Origin of the sequence: Enterobacter sp. PL1 (assembly GCF_945957325.1) — a bacterium.
GTDB classification, from domain to species: Bacteria; Pseudomonadota; Gammaproteobacteria; order Enterobacterales; family Enterobacteriaceae; genus Enterobacter; species Enterobacter roggenkampii.
In genome coordinates this window covers 125696-139704 of sequence record NZ_CAMFKT010000004.1, presented here as the reverse complement: position 1 = coordinate 139704, position 14009 = coordinate 125696, and the positions used below count along the sequence as shown (strand labels likewise).

The following is a 14009-nucleotide window of genomic DNA, read 5'->3' as shown; positions in this document are numbered from 1 at the left end:
GTATAACAATGTTAAGCATTTACGGCAGAAAATTACGTCCTCATCATGAAATAGAAAAAATCATTTCCGCAACGGAAGGATTTGAAGAAAAATCGTTAAAGAAATGGCAAAAAATTTCCACCGTCGATAATGAATTTATTCATATTATCGTCAGCGGTGAAGTGGAATTCCGCCGCGAATCCGACGAGCTCTGCTTGTTCACCCTGCAGGGGCAGTGCATTTTTGGACTCTCTTCCATTTTTTATCATTCGTCCCATATGTATGGCCTGGTCCGCTCGAATACCGTGGTGCGCTCGATTCCGAAAAGCGTTTTCTCTCAACTGATGACCGAGAAAGGCTTGTGGCCTGAACTCACCAAGGTGCTGGCCTGGTATATCTGTCTCCTGAGCAAGCGCGATGACGTGCTGGTTGCCCGCAGCGCCTATTCTGTCGTGCGCGAATTTTTGCTGGAAATTAATGAACTGATTGTACATCATCAACGCGATATTAATGTTTATGATTATATTCAGGAATACACCAGCCTGGCACGCAGTACGATTATAAAAATCCTCTCCGATCTGAAAAAAGGTCAATACATTGTGGTGGAAAAGGGTCGACTCCTTAATATCACCAACCTGCCTGAAAAATATTAACTATTCCAGCCGGTCTCCCTTTTTACTTAATGGAGACCGGGCACTTTCTTTATGTAATGCGTCCGCCTGAGTATTATCCTGCGTTTCGTCAACCGGCGGTGCGGGTATTTTCCCTTGCGAATAATCCTGCTCTTGTTCTTTTAACGCCTGCTTAAACAGTTCGGTTAATGATGCGTCGTCACCCTCCGTGCGGGGGGAGACGGCATCGTCGTGCGCTTCCGTTCCGGGGAGGGTATCCCGCGAGGTATCGTGCGGCACCGTGCCGTCAGGCATCTGCTGCCAGTCGGCGTCGTCGCTGTTAATCGGCAGATCCTGCATGGCAGGAACGTCGGCCTGCACCGGGACGGGTTTCGGGTGCGGATGCGGGAACGGCTTGCTCACGTACACGTAGTGCATATCGGAAAGCTGCGTCTCGGGCTTCGCCACGTTCACTTTTTTTACCGGCTCCGGCGCAGGGTGGCGCAGTTGCCAGTATACGTGGGCGTACAGCCCCGCCATCAGCATGACGCAGAGGCTTACTATTCCTAAAAAGGCGTTAGAAGCGATTTTTCTCAGGCGGGGAATGCGGTACGAAAACCAGACCGCCTCCCCGGAAACGTAGCTGCGCTGAGCCGCAAGACAGATGGTAGACATTAGGAATGCTTCTCCTGCGTTTTCGCGTCCGGTGCGGCATGGGGGGGCTGAAGCAGCACGCTCGGCGTGGTGTTTGTGTCGCGCATCAACTGCATCAGCGTCTCTTCACCCGGGATACCGTCGACGCGCAGATGCATTTTTTGCTGGAACTCGCGGGTACGTTTCATCATCTCCGTCGTCCAGGTTTGAGCGTGGGTTTCCGGCTCGGCAAGGGCCTGGCTCAGCTGCTGATCCAGCCACCCCATGTCCTTCGCATCGCTGGCGGCGCTGATGGCGTCTTTGCCTTCCGGCGTCAGGCGGTGCAGCTGGGTATAATTGCCGGTGGCATGCTGGTTAAACCAGTGACGGCTTACCTGCCAGGTGCGGTTATTCATCAGCAGGTCGAGTGAGTTATCCCCGACGCGGGCGACCACGGCATAGTTAAGGTGGTTGCCGGTTTTCAGTTCACTCACCCACGGATACCCTTCCTGTGCCAGCGCGTCCGGTGAGGCATTTCCCTGCTTACACATCAGGTTCACCTTCGCGGCGTTCTGGCACAGGGCATCGTCCGCCGAGGCGTCATACCCCCACATCAGATAGAGCTGATGCATCGCATCAGGCTGATTAACCACCTCGTTGTCGATAGCCGGCACCACCGGCGCCTGCTCGATGGGCGTCTGCTGTTTCCAGCTCGCGGGCACCGGCAGTTGAATCGGAAGTCTTGCTCCGATCGAGGAGGTCAAATACCAGCCGCAGGCAGCGAACAGCACGGAGGCGAACAGCCCCACGGTAGCCAGGCGCATACCGTGTTTTTTCGCAGGCAGGATCTCACCGGCCGCCAGGCGCAGATGACGCGGGCTAACCTGTTCTGCACGTTCGGTCCAGGCGGCGAGCATCGACAGGTGCGCCAGCTCGTTCAGCTTGCTGATATTCCCTTTGGTCAGCGCATGCATTTTACGCACGCGCGCCGGGGTCAACGGTGAGTGCTCACACCCGTGCGTTTCACACTGCGCCTGAACGTAGCTGAGAAACTCCCGGCAGGTAAGGGGTCGCAGGGTGTGGCAGGTATGCGCATATTCACGCAGTTCAGACTGCTGCATCAGAACGGCTTCCCGATCCGCTGCACCCATCAATACGACGGACAGACGAAACTCCAGCTCCTGCGCGCGCGTCAGCAGCAGAGCCAGCACCTCCCGACAGGTCTCTTTCATGGCATCGGTATGGCTAATCACCAGCACTTTCGTCCTGCTTTTCCCCCCCTGCCACTGGTGCAGGATGGCATCCACCGCCTGAAGCCGGTTTTTGCTCTCTTTCGTTCCCGGGTTGAGTTTATACAGCAGGCTACTGGCACTCAGTTTTGGAAACGCGTTGATGGCAATAACGTCAGGGGTTGCGGATTTCAGGGCGTCGCTGAACTGGCCCAGCAGCGGGGCATCGTCTGCAAAGAGCCCAATAATCCCCGCCTGTTGGGTTTTCTCTTTCAGCAGGTTGAAAATATCCTGGTGATACGGCACGAAGAAATCGCCCGAGGCGCGGGTAATTTTTCGAAAAGGCGGGTGATTAAATTTAAAATGACTCTGATACATAACGACTTACCGTCTCTGGGCATGAATAGCAATGGTCCAGAAAAGTACGGCAAGGGTGCGTCATGGTCAATTCACGGGCAGGGTAAAAATAACCTGCCGGCTTCCTCTAACACTGGTTTTTTTGACGGTCAATCTTTTTCTTTATCAAAGTTAACGGCGAAGCAGGTGGTCGATTGTCAGGCCGCTAATTACTATTTATGTCACATATTGGCGCAGCATGACGCTGCTTATTTCCGCTTTGCTAAAGGCCAGATGAATAATGAGGCTCTCACTTTTTTCACGGTGGATAACGCCCTGTATTATGTTTGTATTGCTGATTTTTTGCGGTCAGCAAGGCTACGTCATTTTTAAAGATTATAAAAAAGTGACGAATAAACTCGCAAACGCAGCGGCGAAACCGAAAAAAAAACGTCAGGAAGAAAAGACATTTTCACTTTTCACCGCCGCCGTGCGTCAGGACAACCTGCCAGCGGCCGTGAAAGCACCGCTCGCTGCCGAAATTGAGGGGATCGTCCGCAGCGACGATGCCTGGTTGTCCTTCGCCGTGATCAAAACGCCGGGTGGTCAAAAGAGCTATCGCGAAGGCGAAGCGCTGACCGGTTTTAACGATGCCTTTATTCAGGAAATAAACAAAGACAATGTGGTGGTTAATTACGAAGGTGCTACGCAGGTACTGGCGTTAAATAAACCTGACTATTTTAAGGGCGGCGTTGACAGCGGCCCGGTAACCCAATCGACGAAAGATGCTGGTGCTGAAAGCGTGCATCTGGATGATTATCTGGTGTTAAAGCCACTTATCGAAAAGGGCCAGCTGGAAGGCTACAACATTAATCCAAGGAATGCCTCTGGCTTCTACAGTCATGCCGGTCTGGAAAAAGGTGATGTGGCGGTAAAAGTCAATTCTGTCGATATGACCGATGCAGAAAAGGCAAAAGATATTATTGCCAACTGGTCGAAAATGAAAGAAGCGGAGGTCGTCGTCAGACGTCACGCTCACCTTGAAAATATTCGGGTCAATGTTCTAAACAATTAACAAGTGTACAGACATGAAGAAATTTCCTTGGGCGTGCGTGGCGCTGACCGCATTGTCGTTATATTCCAGTTCGCTGCTCGCAGCTAACTTTAGCGCCAGCTTTAAAAACACCGATATCCGCGAATTTATTGATACGGTAGGCCGCAATCTGAACAAAACCATTCTGGTCGACCCGTCCGTTCAGGGCACGGTGTCGGTCAGAACCTATAACGTGTTGACGGAAGACGAATATTACCAGTTTTTCCTGAGCGTGCTGGACCTGTACGGCCTGTCGGTGATCCCGATGGATAACGGCATGGTTAAAGTGGTGCGCTCGAGCATTGCCCGCACCGCCGGTGCGCCGCTGGCCGACGGTAAAAATCCGGGCAAAGGCGACGAGATCATCACCCGCGTCGTGCGCATGGAAAACGTGCCTGTTCGCGAGCTGGCGCCGCTGCTGCGTCAGCTCAACGATGCCACCGGCATCGGTAACGTGGTCCACTTTGAGCCGTCCAACGTCCTGCTGCTAACCGGTAAAGCCTCGGTGGTGAACCGCCTGGTGGATCTGGTTCAGCGCGTGGACAAAGACGGTATTCAGCGTCGTGAAAGCGTGCCGCTGCGCTTTGCGTCCGCCAAAGAGCTCTCGGAGATGTTGAATAACCTCAACAACGAAGAGCAGAAAGGGCAGAACGCGCCGCAGCTGGCGACCAAAGTGGTGGCCGATGACGAAACCAACAGCCTGGTGATCAGCGGTTCGGAAGATGCGCGCGCGCGGACCCGCTCCCTGATCCATCAGCTGGATCGCGAGCAGAACAACGAGGGGAATACCCGCGTCTTCTATCTCAAGTATGCCAGCGCCACCAAGGTGGTGCCGGTACTCACCGGCATCGGCGAGCAGCTGAAGGACAAGGCCGGCGCGCCGAAGTCGAAAACCGCGCCAGCGTCCAGCGATCTGAACATTACCGCCGACGAAGCAACCAACTCGCTGGTGATTACCGCCCAGCCTAACGTGATGAACTCCCTTGAGAAGGTGATCGACAAGCTGGACATCCGTCGTCCGCAGGTGCTGGTGGAAGCCATCATCGCGGAAGTGCAGGACGGGAACGGCCTGGATCTTGGCGTGCAGTGGACCAGCAAGCACGGCGGCGTGCAGTTCGGCTCCACCGGCCTGCCAATCAGCCAGATTAAAAATGGCACCATGAAAGGGGCGAGCTTCACTGGCCTGGCGACCGGCTTCTTTAACGGTGATTTTGGTGCGCTGGTGACTGCGCTTTCCACCGACGGCAAAAATGACATCCTCTCCACGCCAAGCGTGGTCACGCTGGATAACAAAGAAGCGTCGTTCAACGTGGGCCAGGATGTGCCGGTACTTTCCGGTTCGCAAACCACCAGCGGCGACAACGTCTTTAACTCCGTTGAGCGTAAGACGGTCGGTACCAAGCTGAAAATTGTGCCGCAGATTAACGATGGCGACATGATCCATCTGAAGATTGAGCAGGAAGTCTCCAGCGTCGACAACAGCGCGACGGAAGACTCCAGCCTCGGCCCAACCTTCAATACGCGCACGATCAATAACGAAGTGATGGTCCACAGTGGCCAGACGGTGGTGCTTGGCGGTCTGATGGAAAATGTGACCAAACAGTCCGTGTCCAAAGTGCCGCTGCTCGGCGATATCCCGCTGGTCGGTCAGCTGTTCCGCTACACCTCCCAGGATACCTCCAAGCGCAACCTGATGGTGTTCATTCATACCACCGTTCTGCGTGACGACGACAACTACAGCGCGGCCTCGAAAGAGAAATATGACCAGATCCGGGTGCGCCAGATGCAGCGCGTGGAAGAGAAAAAGCTCGGTATTGTTGAGCCGAGCGACAATGCCGTCCTGCCCGCGTTTCCTTCATCAAGCCCTCACGCCGCACCGGTGAAAACCCGCGCGACACGCAATCCGTTTAAAGAGTAAGGCGGAGGGGCAACGTGGACGAACTGAGTAAAACACTGTGTAGCAGCAGCTACGCAAAAGATAACGGCGTTCTGCTTTACAACAATGACGTCTATATCCGTGAGGACACCCCGGCGTTAGCACTGCTGGAAGTGCGCCGGGTGTTGGGCCGCGCGTTCGTCCCGGTTACTGTGACGCCGGAAGCGTTTGACGAGATGCTGGCCAAAATCTGGCAGCAGAGCAGCGGCGTTTCACAGCAGCTGGTGGACGACATGGATGCGGATATCGACCTGATGGCGTTAACCGAGGAGATCCCGGATAACGAAGATCTGCTTGATAACGACGAAAACTCGCCGGTGATCCGCCTGATCAACGCCATTCTCGGCGAGGCGGTTAAGGACGGCGCGTCGGATATCCATATCGAAACCTTCGAGCGCACGCTGAGCATTCGCTTCCGCGTTGACGGCGTGCTGCGCCCGGTGCTGCAACCGGCGCGTAAGCTCGCCCCGCTGCTGGTGTCGCGTATCAAGGTGATGTCGAAACTCGACATTGCCGAAAAACGTCTGCCGCAGGATGGCCGTATCTCACTGCGCATTGGCCGCAAGGCGATCGACGTGCGCGTCTCGACCATTCCGTCCCAGTACGGCGAGCGCGTGGTCATGCGCCTGCTCGATAAAAGCAATCTCAAGCCCGACATCAACAAGCTGGGCCTGATCGATGAAGAGCTGGAGAAGTTAAAAGGGCTGATTGAGCGCCCGCACGGCATTATCCTGGTCACCGGGCCGACAGGCTCCGGTAAAAGTACCACCCTGTACGCCATTCTTTCGGCGCTGAACGGCCACGAACGCAACATCCTGACCGTGGAAGACCCGATCGAATATGAGCTGGAAGGGGTGGGGCAGACGCAGGTTAACCCGCGCGTGGACATGACCTTTGCCCGCGGGCTGCGCGCTATTCTGCGTCAGGACCCGGACGTGGTGATGATCGGGGAAATTCGTGACGGTGAAACCGCGCAAATTGCGGTACAGGCGTCGCTCACCGGTCACCTGGTCATGTCTACGCTGCACACCAACAGCGCCGCCGGGGCGATTACGCGTCTGCGGGACATGGGGCTGGAGTCCTTTTTAATCGGTTCATCGTTGCTCGGTGTCATTGCCCAGCGTCTGGTGCGTCGGCTGTGTACGCACTGCCGGACCACCAGTCCGCTGGATGCCAATGAAAAAGCGCTGTTCAGCTTTATGGACGCGCCGCCAAAAGCCATTTATCGCGCGGTGGGCTGTGAACACTGCCGCCAGAGCGGCTATCAGGGCCGTGCCGGTATTCACGAGTTCCTGGTGGTGGACAGCGCCATGCGCCGCGCCATTCATGAAGATAAAGACGAAATGTCCATCGAGACGCAGCTCTTTAAGCAGGCTTACAGCCTGCGCGAAAACGGGCTGCTGAAGGTGATTAGTGGCGTCACCTCGCTGGAAGAGGTGATGCGTGTGACCGCCGAGCGCGGGGGGGATGCGTAATGGCCTTCTACGCCTGGACGGCGACGGATGTCGCAGGTAAAACCCAGCGCGGCACGCTGCAGGCCGAGGGGCAAAAGCAGGTTCGCCAGATGTTGCGCGAGCAAAAGCTGATGCCCGTCAGCATCAGCGAAACCCGTGAAGCGGCGTCTGCCGGAAAAGCAAAAACCGGAGCTAGGCTCTCCACGCCGGTGCTGTCGATGTTTACCCGTCAGTTATCCACGCTGGTCAACGCCGCACTGCCGCTCGAGAGCGCGCTGAAGGCGATCTCGAAGCAAACGGAAGACAACAAGCTGGCGGCAATGGTGGTGGAGATCCGCGAGAAGGTGGTGGAAGGTCACACCCTGTTCGACGCCTTCAGCCAGTTCCCGCGCACCTTTGACAAGCTCTACTGCACGCTGGTGATGGCCGGTGAAAAAACCGGCCACCTGGGCGACGTGCTGGAGAAGCTGGCGGAGTACAACGAGCAGCGCCAGAAGATGAAGAGCAAGCTGACGCAGGCGATGGTCTACCCGATTACCCTCACCGTGGTCGCCATCGCGGTCATCAGCATTCTGCTGGTGGCGGTGGTGCCGCAGGTGATCGAGCAGTTCACCCACATGAAGCAGCAGCTGCCGATCACCACCCGCACGCTGATTGCGGTGAGCGATTTCCTGCAGGCGTACGGGATCTACATCGTGGGGATCCTCGGCGGCGGATTTGTTGGTTTTAAGGCCTGGCTTAGAAACGCCAAAAACCGTTTTCGCTGGCACAGCTGGCTGGTGAACGGCTCGCCGATTAAAAAGCTGGTGTGCGCGATTAACAGCGCCCGCTATATCCGCACGCTCAGCATCCTGCAGGCGAGCAGCGTGCCGCTGCTTGAAGGGATGTATATCGCGATGGACGGTATCGAAAACCTCTACGCCCGGCAGGTGCTGGAGCAGGCGGCGGATACCGTGCGTCAGGGGGCCTCGCTCTATGCCGCGCTTGAGCAGGCGAAATTATTCCCGCCCACCATGCTGTACATGATTGCCTCCGGCGAAGAGAGCGGCGAGTTAGGCAACTTAATGGACCGCGCGGCGGAAAACCAGGAGTCGGCGCTACAGCATCGTATTACGTTAACGCTCTCGGTATTTGAACCGGCGCTGGTGGTCTCCATGGCGACGATTGTTTTATTCATCGTGCTGTCAATATTACAGCCGCTTCTGCAACTTAATAATATGGTAGGTTAAATCATGGCTATAAAAACAAAACGTCTGGCTCGCCAGGCGGGGTTCACCTTGCTCGAATTAATGGTGGTGATCGTTATTCTCGGCGTTTTAGCGAGTATGGTGGTGCCCAATTTAATGGGTAACAAAGAAAAAGCGGACGCGCAAAAGGCGACCAGCGATATTGTTGCGCTCGAAGGCTCGCTGGATATGTATAAGCTTGATAACCACCGCTACCCAACGACCGAGCAGGGTCTGCAGGCGCTGGTGACCAAGCCTGAGATCGCGCCTATTCCCAACGGCTACCGCGCCGACGGCTATATTCGCCGCCTGCCGCAGGATCCGTGGGGCAACGATTATCTGCTCGTCAGCCCGGGTGAACACGGCGCCGTAGACGTCTTCTCTGCCGGTCCTGATGGCGAAGCCAACACCGCAGACGATATTACGAACTGGTCTCTGGATAAGAAAGAGAAATAATGAAGAATCAACGCGGCTTTACGTTGCTGGAAATTATTCTGGCGCTGGTGATATTTGCCAGTTGCGCCATGATGGTTGTCTCAACAATACCCTCACGCAGCGGTGCGGATATATTTGGTCAGCAATTAAAAGCCCTCGTTGATTATGGTTCAGACCGCGCGGTCATGGACGGAAATATTGTCGGGCTGGTGATCGCTACCGATAAATATCAGCTGGTCACGCTCGACGATAAAAACGGCGAACGTCACTGGGTGCCGTTATCCGCAGGCCGTATTACCACGAAAGGCGATTTCCCGGAAGAGATGCACGTGTCGCTCTCGCCTCAGCGTCTGGCGGCTAACGTCGAGGCCGACCCCCAGATCCTCTTTCTGCCGGACGGTGAGATTGGCCGTTTTACGCTGACGCTGCAAAGTTACGACAAACAGCATCACTTCCGCGTGGTGTCGCAGGGCGCGGCCCCGGTTTCGGTAGAGAACGATGACTAAAGGCAAGGTTAAGCAGAACGGGATGACGCTCCTGGAGGTGATGGTGGCGCTGGTCATTTTCTCCACCGCCGCGCTGGCGCTGATGAATTCTGTCTCCCTGAACGTGCGCTTCACCCACGGGCTGGCCGAAACGCTGCAGGCCAGCTGGGTTGCAGAAAATCAGCTGGCTGAAGCCCAGCTTAGCAAAACCGATTTTCCCGATGCCGAGGAGCAGGGGACGGAAATCATGGGGGGGCGCAGCTGGTACTGGCATAAGCAGCGGGTGAAAACCGCCAATAGCGGTTGGGCCAATGCCATCCGCGTTTACGCCGAAGGCGATAAAAGCCAGCCGGTCATTTCGCTTCAGATCATTGGGCCGGGAGAAGAGAGCAAGTGAAGACGAGCCGACGCCAGCGCGGTTTTACCCTGCTGGAGATCATGATTGCGCTGACCATTTTTGCGGTCATCAGCACCCTGGCCTGGCAAATTCTCGACGGCGCGATGCGCACCAGTTCGGCAACCGATACCCGCGCGGCGAAGCTTAATCAGCTTCAGCGTGCCTGGAGCCTGATGGAGCGCGATTTTTTCCAGCTGCAGGCGCGGGCGCCGCGCAACGCGCCGGATCTGTTTTTACAGGATGGCGATGCCGTGGAATTTACCACGCTGAACGGCGTGAGTGGCACGGTCCAGCTGGAGCGCGTGCGCTGGCGGCTGGAAGAAGGGCGTCTGTATCGCGACGTCTGGCCGGTGATTGACAGCCCGGCGGACGTCAAACCCGATGAAGTGCCTATCGTCAGCGAGGTGAAAGCGATGCAGTGGCGGTTTTATCACCAGGGCTGGCAAAAAAGCTGGGGTGACTCTGCCCATCTGCCAGACGGCGTGGAGCTTACGCTGACCATGGAAAATGGCGACACCTGGCGCTGGGTGTTTACCACGCCGGGAGAGATACCAGAAGCGGTGGCACCGGCGGCAGAAAACGCGCCTGCCCCGCAAAATGCGCCTGCGCCGGACGTGAAGCCATGAGCCGGGTCCATCAGCAACGCGGTGTTGCCCTGCTGGTTGTGCTGATCCTGCTGGTCATGATGTCGGCCCTGGCGGCCAAAATCAGCCAGCAGTTCTGCCGTAATTTGCAGAAAACCCACTATCAGGTGAGCCAGCAGCAGCTGCGCTGGGCAATGCAGGCGCAGGAAAAAGTGGTGAAAGACCGGTTGCAGAACGACGCCAGCGGCGAGAGCAAACCGCTCGACCCGGCGGGCGACTGGCACCAGCCGCTGGAGACGCAGGGTGAAGACTATACGGTGGTCAGCCAGGTCGACGACGCGCAGGACTGCTTCAACGTCAATAACCTGCTGGCCGCAGACAAAGTGGCTCAGGATCAAAATGCGTCAAACGTGCCGGAAAAGCCGCGAAAAGAGAAGATTGTCGAGCAGATCCTGACGGACGGCGGCATCAGCCAGACGGCGGCGGAAGAAATTTATCAGCAGCTGGTGGATTATCTCGACGGCGACGCCACGACGGTGAAAGAGGGCGCGGAGATGGACGCCTGGTCTGGCGTAGTGCCGGCGCGTCAGCCTGCGAATCAGATGATGCGCACCCTTGCCGAGATCAAGCTGCTGCCGGCGTTTCCTGCGGCAGCGTACCCGAAGGTGAGCAAGCTCTTATGCGCGCTGCCGGACTCGGCCAGCAAGGTGGATGTCAATACTCTGACGCCGGAGCAGGCGCCCTTACTGGCAGCCCTGTTCCCGGGAAAACTCACCGCGGACGATGCCGTACGCCTGATTGAGTCGCGGCCGGAAACCGGCTGGGAAAGTATGGACGTCTTCAGCAAGGCGCTGGAACAGGCCTTCCCGCAGTTGAAGGACGAGTTGCCGCAGGTGGCCGGGCTGCTCTCCATCAACAGCCGGTATTTTCGCGTCAACTACACCGGCAATACCGATGAGTTAACGCTTCGCGTGGTGAGCCAGCTTCAGGTGAATAACGAAGCCGGTGAAATTGTGACGTGGCAACGTCGTTACCGAATGATTGAATAAGAAAAGTAGAACGCTATGAAACAGGTCCTTTTTGTTCGTCCCGACAGCCGTGAGGACGGGAAAATCATGTGGTGTGAGTCGGGAAGCGAACAGGTTACAACCCTGGACACCCCGCAGGCGCTGCATACCCTTGCCGACCATCCTCTTGCTGCGCGCGTGTGTCTGCTGCTGCCCGCCAGTGAGATGATCTTCCGCCACTTTACGCTGCCGAAGAAAATGGCGTCGCAGGCGACCGCCTTCTCGTGGATGGCGGAGGAGACTCTGATTGGTGAGGTGGACGATCTCCACTGGACGGTGCTGAACAAAAAAGGCGCCGAGGTGGACGCCGTGGCGATAGATTCCGCCCGCCTGCAGCAGTGGCTGACCCGCTTTCACGAGGCGGGCCTGAAGGTCATTCAGGTCCTGCCTGACGCCTGGCTGCTGCCGGTCACGGCGGGTGGAAGCACGCTGGTTGCGCGGGAAGAGAACTACTGGTTGCGCTTGTCGCCGCATATCGCCTGTAACGTTGAGGTTGGCCTGTTGCCGCTGCTGATGCAAAAAGCCGGAGAGGGCGAGGTCCGCTGCTACGGGGACATCCCGCCGGGCATTGAGGTTGACGAACAGCTGGCGGCAGAACATCCGCTGGTGCTGATCCAGCCGCAGTGGCGGGCGTGCCGCGTCAACGTGCTGCACGGTGCGTTCAGCGCGAAAGCGACCAGCGCGAGGGCGGCGAAAGGGATGAAGGCCGCCGTCGCGGTGATGGGGCTTCTCTCTCTGGGCCTGCTGCTCGGCCCCCGCATCACCCTGGCGTGGATGCTGGCAGATCGGGAAAATCAGGTGCAGCAGGAGATGGTCGAGCTTTATCAACACCATTTTCCGAGTATGCGTCACCAGACCAACCTTAAGTACCATTTTGGGCAGAACATCAAGAAGCAGCCCAAAGGCATTTTTTTGCAGATGGACGAACTGGAAAAGATCCGTCAGTCCGTTCCGTCGATGGAAATTACGCTGTTTGAATATGACGACACGCAGGGAGCCCTGACATTAAGCGTGAGTGCGCAAAACGCGCAGGCATTACAGGAATTCATTCATCAGGCCAGCACGAATTTTGATTTTACGTTACAGCCTATTTCAAAGGACGCGCCGTATACGGCCATGATTACAGGGAAATATAAATGAAAGCGCGAATTGCACAGTTTACATCTCGTTATCAACAATACAGCACCAGAGAAAAATTCATTTTAAAAATAGCGGCGGGAGCTTTATGCAGCGCCGTCATCTATTACGCAGGGATAATTCCTCTGGATAACATGATAAAAAATAGCCAGGCAACGCTGGCGCGACAAATTGAAACGGTAAACTGGATGAAAACAGAAATTGATAAAAATCATCTGCCGGTGCTACAGGTGAAAACCGATAATCCACGCAGCGTGGTGGAGAATAGCGCGCATGAAATCAACCTGACGCTGACCGATATTCGTCAGGACGGTCAGACTCTGGCCTTTGTCGTGAACCGGGTCAACGTGTATGAATTAAAAAACTGGCTGCGGGAGATGAACCTCGCGTCAGGCGTCAGGCTGGAGAAAATGAACCTCACGCCCGTGGATCATCTGAGCGACGTGAAGGCCGAAATCCAGCTGACCTGGAAAAAAGTGGCATGAACGGGCTGATACTCGTCCGGGAGAGTTATCCCGTCGGGTTTGCCGCGATGAGCGGCGTGTTCGGCGCGATCCTGGGGAGCTTTCTCGGCGTTGTGGTGGATCGCGTGCCGGGGATGGTGCTAGAGGAGGAGAGCCGCAGCAACCTGCTTTTCCCGGCGTCACACTGTCCCGTCTGCCAGCATGCTCTGCGCGCATGGGAGAACATCCCGCTGCTGAGCTGGCTGGCGCTGCGGGGACGCTGTCGTTGCTGCAAGTCGCCGATTCCGCTGCGGTTATTTTTACTCGAGCTGTTGACGGCGGTGTTCTTTGGCCTCACCGCCCGCTGGATACCGGACTTAGCATCCCTTTTCTCGCTGTGGGTGCTGGCGGCCTTTCTGCTGCCGCTGGCGATGATTGACGGACAGCACCAACTGCTGCCCGACTGCCTGACGCAGCCGCTGCTCTGGGCCGGGCTGCTGTTCCACGCCTTCAGCCACGGGCTGCTCCTGCGGGATGCGCTGCTGGGCGCGGTGGCAGGCTATCTTTCGCTCTGGCTGGTGTACTGGGCGTTTCGTCTGCTTACCCGTCGGGAAGGGCTGGGCTACGGCGATTTCAAGCTGCTGGCGGCGCTGGGCGCCTGGTGCGGCTGGCAGTCACTGCCTGCGATTGAATTAATTGCCGCATTAAGTGGCATAGTGGGCTATTTGCTATTAAATAAATCGAATAAAAATAACCTAACCATCGCTTTCGGACCTTATCTGGCTTTTGCTGGAATAGCGCTCTATACCTGCCAGCTATTTGTGAATACCTATTAAATAACCGGGTCAAGTTTTTTTATCAATATTTTCGACGAGGAAAGAGAAGGACGACCTTTTATCCTCAGTGTATCGTAAAAGGCATAAGCTACACGGATTTTTAGCTTGTATCTTTTAATGGAGGAATA

Annotated in this window: 16 protein-coding genes; 14 read left to right on the top strand and 2 right to left on the bottom strand. The window is 56.3% G+C overall.

Annotated features, from left to right (window positions below):
- The first annotated feature begins 8 nt into the window (after positions 1–8).
- Positions 9–632, top strand: a complete 624-nt coding sequence (locus N6P30_RS05410; RefSeq protein ID WP_023292914.1) for a helix-turn-helix domain-containing protein — start codon at positions 9–11, stop codon at positions 630–632.
- Here the strand turns inward: N6P30_RS05410 and N6P30_RS05405 are convergent, their stop codons facing one another.
- Entirely contained in the window at positions 633–1265 is a 633-nt protein-coding gene (locus N6P30_RS05405) for a hypothetical protein (protein WP_032676816.1), read from the bottom strand.
- Positions 1265–2830 carry an ExeA family protein gene (locus N6P30_RS05400; RefSeq protein ID WP_058673254.1) on the bottom strand — a complete coding sequence of 522 codons (1566 nt, stop codon included), beginning with the start codon at positions 2828–2830 and terminating at the stop codon, positions 1265–1267. The genes N6P30_RS05405 and N6P30_RS05400 overlap by 1 nt, the downstream gene beginning before the upstream one ends.
- Positions 2831–2851: 21 nt before the next feature.
- On the opposite strand from N6P30_RS05400, the gene N6P30_RS05395 reads away from it, so the two are divergent.
- From N6P30_RS05395 to N6P30_RS05335, 13 genes are read left to right on the top strand one after another with little or no spacing between them, the layout of a single operon-like run.
- Positions 2852–3181: a hypothetical protein gene (locus N6P30_RS05395; RefSeq protein ID WP_154827288.1), complete on the top strand. Its 330-nt coding sequence runs from the start codon at positions 2852–2854 to the stop codon at positions 3179–3181.
- Positions 3132–3863, top strand: a complete 732-nt coding sequence (gene gspC / locus N6P30_RS05390; protein WP_023292912.1) for a type II secretion system protein GspC — start codon at positions 3132–3134, stop codon at positions 3861–3863. Before N6P30_RS05395 ends, gspC begins: the two co-directional genes overlap by 50 nt.
- Positions 3864–3876: 13 nt before the next feature.
- Entirely contained in the window at positions 3877–5799 is a 1923-nt protein-coding gene (gene gspD / locus N6P30_RS05385) for a type II secretion system secretin GspD (protein WP_058673255.1), read from the top strand.
- A gap of 14 nt (positions 5800–5813) precedes the next feature.
- Positions 5814–7292, top strand: coding sequence for a type II secretion system ATPase GspE (gene gspE, locus N6P30_RS05380; RefSeq protein WP_008500020.1), 1479 nt, complete (start codon positions 5814–5816; stop codon positions 7290–7292).
- Positions 7292–8500 carry a type II secretion system inner membrane protein GspF gene (gspF, locus tag N6P30_RS05375; protein ID WP_023292910.1) on the top strand — a complete coding sequence of 403 codons (1209 nt, stop codon included), beginning with the start codon at positions 7292–7294 and terminating at the stop codon, positions 8498–8500. The genes gspE and gspF overlap by 1 nt, the downstream gene beginning before the upstream one ends.
- Before the next feature lie 3 nt (positions 8501–8503).
- Complete coding sequence (gene gspG / locus N6P30_RS05370; RefSeq protein WP_008500018.1) at positions 8504–8953, top strand: type II secretion system major pseudopilin GspG; 450 nt, start codon at positions 8504–8506, stop codon at positions 8951–8953.
- Positions 8953–9438 carry a type II secretion system minor pseudopilin GspH gene (gene gspH / locus N6P30_RS05365; protein ID WP_008500017.1) on the top strand — a complete coding sequence of 162 codons (486 nt, stop codon included), beginning with the start codon at positions 8953–8955 and terminating at the stop codon, positions 9436–9438. The genes gspG and gspH overlap by 1 nt, the downstream gene beginning before the upstream one ends.
- The gene (gspI, locus tag N6P30_RS05360; RefSeq protein ID WP_023292909.1) at positions 9431–9814 is read left to right on the top strand and encodes a type II secretion system minor pseudopilin GspI; all 384 of its coding nucleotides are present in this window, start codon (positions 9431–9433) and stop codon (positions 9812–9814) included. Before gspH ends, gspI begins: the two co-directional genes overlap by 8 nt.
- The gene (gspJ, locus tag N6P30_RS05355) at positions 9811–10440 is read left to right on the top strand and encodes a type II secretion system minor pseudopilin GspJ (RefSeq protein ID WP_023292908.1); all 630 of its coding nucleotides are present in this window, start codon (positions 9811–9813) and stop codon (positions 10438–10440) included. The genes gspI and gspJ overlap by 4 nt, the downstream gene beginning before the upstream one ends.
- Positions 10437–11447: a type II secretion system minor pseudopilin GspK gene (gene gspK, locus N6P30_RS05350; RefSeq protein ID WP_023292907.1), complete on the top strand. Its 1011-nt coding sequence runs from the start codon at positions 10437–10439 to the stop codon at positions 11445–11447. Before gspJ ends, gspK begins: the two co-directional genes overlap by 4 nt.
- Positions 11448–11462: 15 nt before the next feature.
- Positions 11463–12605 (top strand): type II secretion system protein GspL, encoded by a 1143-nt coding sequence (gene gspL / locus N6P30_RS05345; RefSeq protein ID WP_032663882.1) that lies wholly within the window; start codon positions 11463–11465, stop codon positions 12603–12605.
- Positions 12602–13087, top strand: a complete 486-nt coding sequence (gene gspM / locus N6P30_RS05340) for a type II secretion system protein GspM (RefSeq protein WP_021240906.1) — start codon at positions 12602–12604, stop codon at positions 13085–13087. Before gspL ends, gspM begins: the two co-directional genes overlap by 4 nt.
- Positions 13084–13881, top strand: a complete 798-nt coding sequence (locus tag N6P30_RS05335; RefSeq protein ID WP_023292905.1) for a prepilin peptidase — start codon at positions 13084–13086, stop codon at positions 13879–13881. The genes gspM and N6P30_RS05335 overlap by 4 nt, the downstream gene beginning before the upstream one ends.
- Positions 13882–14009: the final 128 nt, after the last annotated feature.

Bases quoted from the DNA above. Each gene is read 5' to 3' on its own strand.
- gspI (WP_023292909.1), top strand. From the start codon at position 9,431: ATGACTAAAGGCAAGGTTAAGCAGAACGGGATGACGCTCCTGGAGGTG.
- N6P30_RS05395 (WP_154827288.1), top strand. From the start codon at position 2,852: ATGAATAGCAATGGTCCAGAAAAGTACGGCAAGGGTGCGTCATGGTCA.
- gspM (WP_021240906.1), top strand. From the start codon at position 12,602: ATGAAAGCGCGAATTGCACAGTTTACATCTCGTTATCAACAATACAGC.
- gspC (WP_023292912.1), top strand. From the start codon at position 3,132: ATGTTTGTATTGCTGATTTTTTGCGGTCAGCAAGGCTACGTCATTTTT.
- N6P30_RS05400 (WP_058673254.1), bottom strand. From the start codon at position 2,830: ATGTATCAGAGTCATTTTAAATTTAATCACCCGCCTTTTCGAAAAATT.
- gspK (WP_023292907.1), top strand. From the start codon at position 10,437: ATGAGCCGGGTCCATCAGCAACGCGGTGTTGCCCTGCTGGTTGTGCTG.
- gspG (WP_008500018.1), top strand. From the start codon at position 8,504: ATGGCTATAAAAACAAAACGTCTGGCTCGCCAGGCGGGGTTCACCTTG.
- gspD (WP_058673255.1), top strand. From the start codon at position 3,877: ATGAAGAAATTTCCTTGGGCGTGCGTGGCGCTGACCGCATTGTCGTTA.
- N6P30_RS05405 (WP_032676816.1), bottom strand. From the start codon at position 1,265: ATGTCTACCATCTGTCTTGCGGCTCAGCGCAGCTACGTTTCCGGGGAG.
- gspH (WP_008500017.1), top strand. From the start codon at position 8,953: ATGAAGAATCAACGCGGCTTTACGTTGCTGGAAATTATTCTGGCGCTG.
- gspL (WP_032663882.1), top strand. From the start codon at position 11,463: ATGAAACAGGTCCTTTTTGTTCGTCCCGACAGCCGTGAGGACGGGAAA.
- gspF (WP_023292910.1), top strand. From the start codon at position 7,292: ATGGCCTTCTACGCCTGGACGGCGACGGATGTCGCAGGTAAAACCCAG.
- N6P30_RS05410 (WP_023292914.1), top strand. From the start codon at position 9: ATGTTAAGCATTTACGGCAGAAAATTACGTCCTCATCATGAAATAGAA.
- N6P30_RS05335 (WP_023292905.1), top strand. From the start codon at position 13,084: ATGAACGGGCTGATACTCGTCCGGGAGAGTTATCCCGTCGGGTTTGCC.